The following is a 3,968-nucleotide window of genomic DNA, read 5'->3' on the forward strand; positions in this document are numbered from 1 at the left end:
CAGCGTTTTGGAATGTACCAACGGCGATTACCGCGTACCGGCCTTTTGTGTATGTCGATGTGTGAGGAAGCTTGCAACTTCTCTTCTCGCTTCACAAGGATGTCGCCCGCACGTGAGCGGCGGGCGACATCCTCTTCCTGAAACAGCCGGTATGAAACTTACTCGCGGAGCTTGATCCGTCGGGCATCAGCCGGCCGTCCGACCTGTTGAATCGAAAGAACCGGCGTTCCCTTCAAGCTCGACCAGCTGGCGATGACCTCATAAGTGCCTCGGCCGTCTACATCGCGTTTTGCAGCGATTCGCACATCGCCCTGCACCGTGATCAGCAGCGAATCGATGAGTCCGGGTCCCATCGGTGAACCGGCCTGATCCGTCGGGGTGAAACGAACCCGTGTGATGTTGCGCCCTCTGATGGGCTGTTGTGGTTCGACAGTAAAGGTAGTTTTGTCGCTCAGTTTTGTTTCCACTGTGACAGTCTGCTCCGCTTCCCGATCGACACAGACACTCCCTTTGCAAAGACGGAAATAGGCATGGAGTTGATACGGTCCGTCGTAGGCGGCAAAGTCTTCCGGTACATTGACCTCCCAATAGCGGTCGTTCGCGGTACCGTCTCCGTTTGTGCCGTCATCGAACAAGGGAAACCGTTTGGTTTCGGTCTTGAGGAGCGTACCGGCGTGTTCCAGCCGCGCCAAGGCGGTTTGGCGAGGAGTTGCCGAATCGCCATTGATCTTGCTTCCCTCTTTCAATCCAATCTTCGCCAGTAAGCGGCCGGTGCTCTGAGCCGGACGAGTGACATCCACGCTTGCCTCAATGGTGTCGTACCCGCCATCCGGCCAATACATTTCGGGAATGTGGAAAGTCGGATGCAGTGATTCGAACGTATAGTACTGGCTGCGATAGGTAAACGGCTTGACTCGGCCTGCGCCACGGGTCAGGGCGGTGATAAAAAACTCCTCGTCTTTACCGGATGCTCCCTGTGTCAGTATCGCGCCGGTACCTTGGTCGCTCGTGGCCTGCACGAGGCTGTTGGGGGAGATGGGCCGCACTTCGTAGCTGAACACCTTGACATGATTCTGTTCCTTGAGCTTGGCCTCCCCTGAGGTGAACAATTCCTTCCCCTGCATGTCGGTAAAATTCTTCGCTTCCCCGCGCAGGGCGCCTGCGCAACGCAAGATGGCTTGCGCGCCTTGCGTCTCGCGATTGTCGCTGATGATGCTCAGCGGTTTTGTTCGCGAACACAGCACGCGGCTTAAGATGTCGTCGTAGGGTTGATCCTTTTCGGTAAATTGAGAGCTATAGACCAGCAGGTCAAATCTGCCGGTCTTGAGCGCTTCCGCAAATTCTCCGGCCGTGCGCGGTCTGGTGATGGCGCCGACGATTCTGCGACCTGCGTCGCCGTAGAGCGCTGTCGCATAGATACTATTGTGGTCTTCAAAGGTGTCGTGCGCCATTTCATCTTCATAATACAGAACCCTCTTACACCCTTTCGCGCAGAGACGGTCGACTTGATGCCGGATCAACGACGCACCCTGTGAAAAATCTTCGAAGGCGTTTGAGCTGAAACCATTGACGTATCCGCGGTGAGGGCGTACGGCACGCGCTTCCCACCGGCCGTTTCCTTCGCCATAAAAAGGTGTCTTCACTCGAACGATGTGCCAGGTGGGCCCCAATGTGCTCTCAACTGCCGGATCGGTCAACGTGACCGGCGCGCCGGAAGGCGTCGTAATGGCCAGCCGCAAGGCGCCGACAGGAAGAGGATTGGTCCACGAAAGCACGAAAACCAGTTTATGGTCTTCGTAGGCCGTATGGATCGTTGGAGCTGACGCCAGTGTGGCACCGGGGAGGGTTTGGATCGGATCTTCTCCGACGAACGTATCGAAGATGTCCGCAAAGCAGAAGACGAAGAACTTCTTCAATTCAAGTGAATTGGGCGTACTGATATAAATGCCCCCTTGGCGTTCGCTGAGGTCGCGCAACTTTGGGCCATCCAGGCCCCCGGGCGTTCCGAAGCCGACGGAACAGACATGCGTATCGCCCAATCCTCCCTGAGCGGTGGCAATGGTAGGGGCGGTGTTCTCCATCCCATCGGTCAAAAGCAGCAACGCTTTTCTGGGGTTACTGCCGCCCGTGACCAGTGTCTGGGCTTTCTGCAGGCCGTCCCCGATGCTCGTGTTTCCATTGGCCGTGACGCCGCTGAGCGCGGTCGTGAGGGCGGCAGGAGCACTCGCGACGGTCGTCAGCGGCATGGTCGCGGGACTGGAAGCGGTTGTCGAGAACGTCACCAGTCCCAAGCGATGACTGGACCCGTCCTCAAGGAGATCGGCGAACAGACCGGCCGCGGATTTGGCCGCATCCAATCGCGTTCCGCCTCCACTCGTGGGTAAACTCATACTGCCCGATCGATCGAAGACGATGGCGATGTCGGTTGCCTGGTGCGTGCGCCATGCATCTTGGACGTCGTCAAAAATATGATGATATCGATAAAAAATCGGATCGCGCGGAGACCAGCTGGGGCAGTTCATATCCGCGGATGATCCGGAGCAGGAACCGGTTCCACCGGCGGCGGCGATACGGCCATGATTGGTATTATGCCAGCCAACGATCGCATCGCCGATCGCGCTCACACTGGCAAAACTGTCCAACGTGCCGCCGGCAGCAGGAAGTTTGAACGAACTCGGCAGCGCCTGACACGTCGTGCACGGTGCGTCGTTGGGGCGACCACTGTGGGCCGGAGGGATCAAGGCGCCCGGCGCCGCGACCCAGGTTTGAATATGCGGTTCGCCGACCGACGTCAGATAACGGTCATATCCCAGCAAGAATTGCTTGTGAAAGCCGAAGAAGCGGTTTCCCCAATTCGCGCCGGTGTGGTCCGGATTCGCGCAGTGCCAATTTCTGTGAAACTGGAGCACGGATTGCGGGGACGGTGCCGCTCCGCTGCAACTCCAGGCTGTGGGAAAAAATCCGTCGATGCTGCTGAGCGGGAGAGCGATCCAATTGGCTGTGTCCGCTTCGTGGTTCGGATCTGCCAGGGCGGGACCGGGGCCACTCGTTGAGGCCGTGAGCGCCAACACGATCGCCACAGAATAAACGCGCCAATATTGCCATCTGCTATTCTTCATTCTTGCCTCCATGTGTGATGAGTCAGCGTAGGACCGACACCGATCATGTCGAGCCTATCGGCAAAACTTGCCCAACGAACTGAGCGGTCAGCCGATCGTCGGCAAATGGCAGAACGGCTTAGCGAGGATTGTGCCAATATGGAGGAGGGTAATTGTCCTGTTATTCGCTATGTGACGCAGCAAGTAAAAATATTATGTATCCGAATTGATTCAATCGTGTATCCATCTGGATAAACACGTGCACATATCTCGGCGAGAGGCAAGGCAAGATCGGCTATGTGGCTGCCACTGTGGAGCCTACTGTGCCGCAGAAGGAAGCAATTGCCAAATGAGGCGCGCGCAGAATCTATGACTACCTGGTACGTATCATTTGCTCTGGCGCATGAGGGCCGTACGCAACCTCTCTTCCTGCTCTTTACTGAGCGAGGTCTTGAGAATGGTTCCTTCATACTTTGAGATACCTGTCAGCAGTTTGTCCTGGTCAACGCTCCGAATCAGCAGGAAGATCGCGGAAGTGCCGCGCGTGATCGTGCTGCCTAAATCTTTGATGAACTTATCGGGAATTCCATAGTCGCTCAATAATCCATATTCGCTGGCGGCGGTGGTCATGGCGCCGGCTCCTGCGCCGCCGGCAATGCTCCCCAACAGACCGGCCAAGGGATTCATGAACAGCAGTCCCATGAGCCCGCCCCATAACACGCCCAGCGTGACACCATGCTTGGTGGCGCCTCCGAACACATCGACGCATTGCTTCAGATGGACCTTCCCATCCATGTCGCGAACCACGATGACCGCGTCTTCCAGATCCAGGACATATTCAGTTTCCTTGGCTCGTAGTTCGTTCAGTAC

At 56.9% G+C, this 3,968-nt stretch carries 2 protein-coding genes; both read right to left on the reverse strand.

Features of this window, described 5'->3' with window-relative positions:
• Positions 1-158: 158 nt before the first annotated feature.
• On the reverse strand, positions 159-3,119 hold the full coding sequence (locus ACOSYY_RS09590) for a vWA domain-containing protein (RefSeq protein WP_421662047.1): 2,961 nt from the start codon (positions 3,117-3,119) through the stop codon (positions 159-161).
• A 366-nt stretch (positions 3,120-3,485) separates the two neighbouring features.
• Positions 3,486-3,968 (reverse strand): DUF1269 domain-containing protein (locus ACOSYY_RS09595; RefSeq protein WP_421662048.1); only part of this gene is annotated, 483 nt, incomplete at its 5' end.

The organism is Nitrospira sp. BLG_2 (assembly GCF_049222245.1).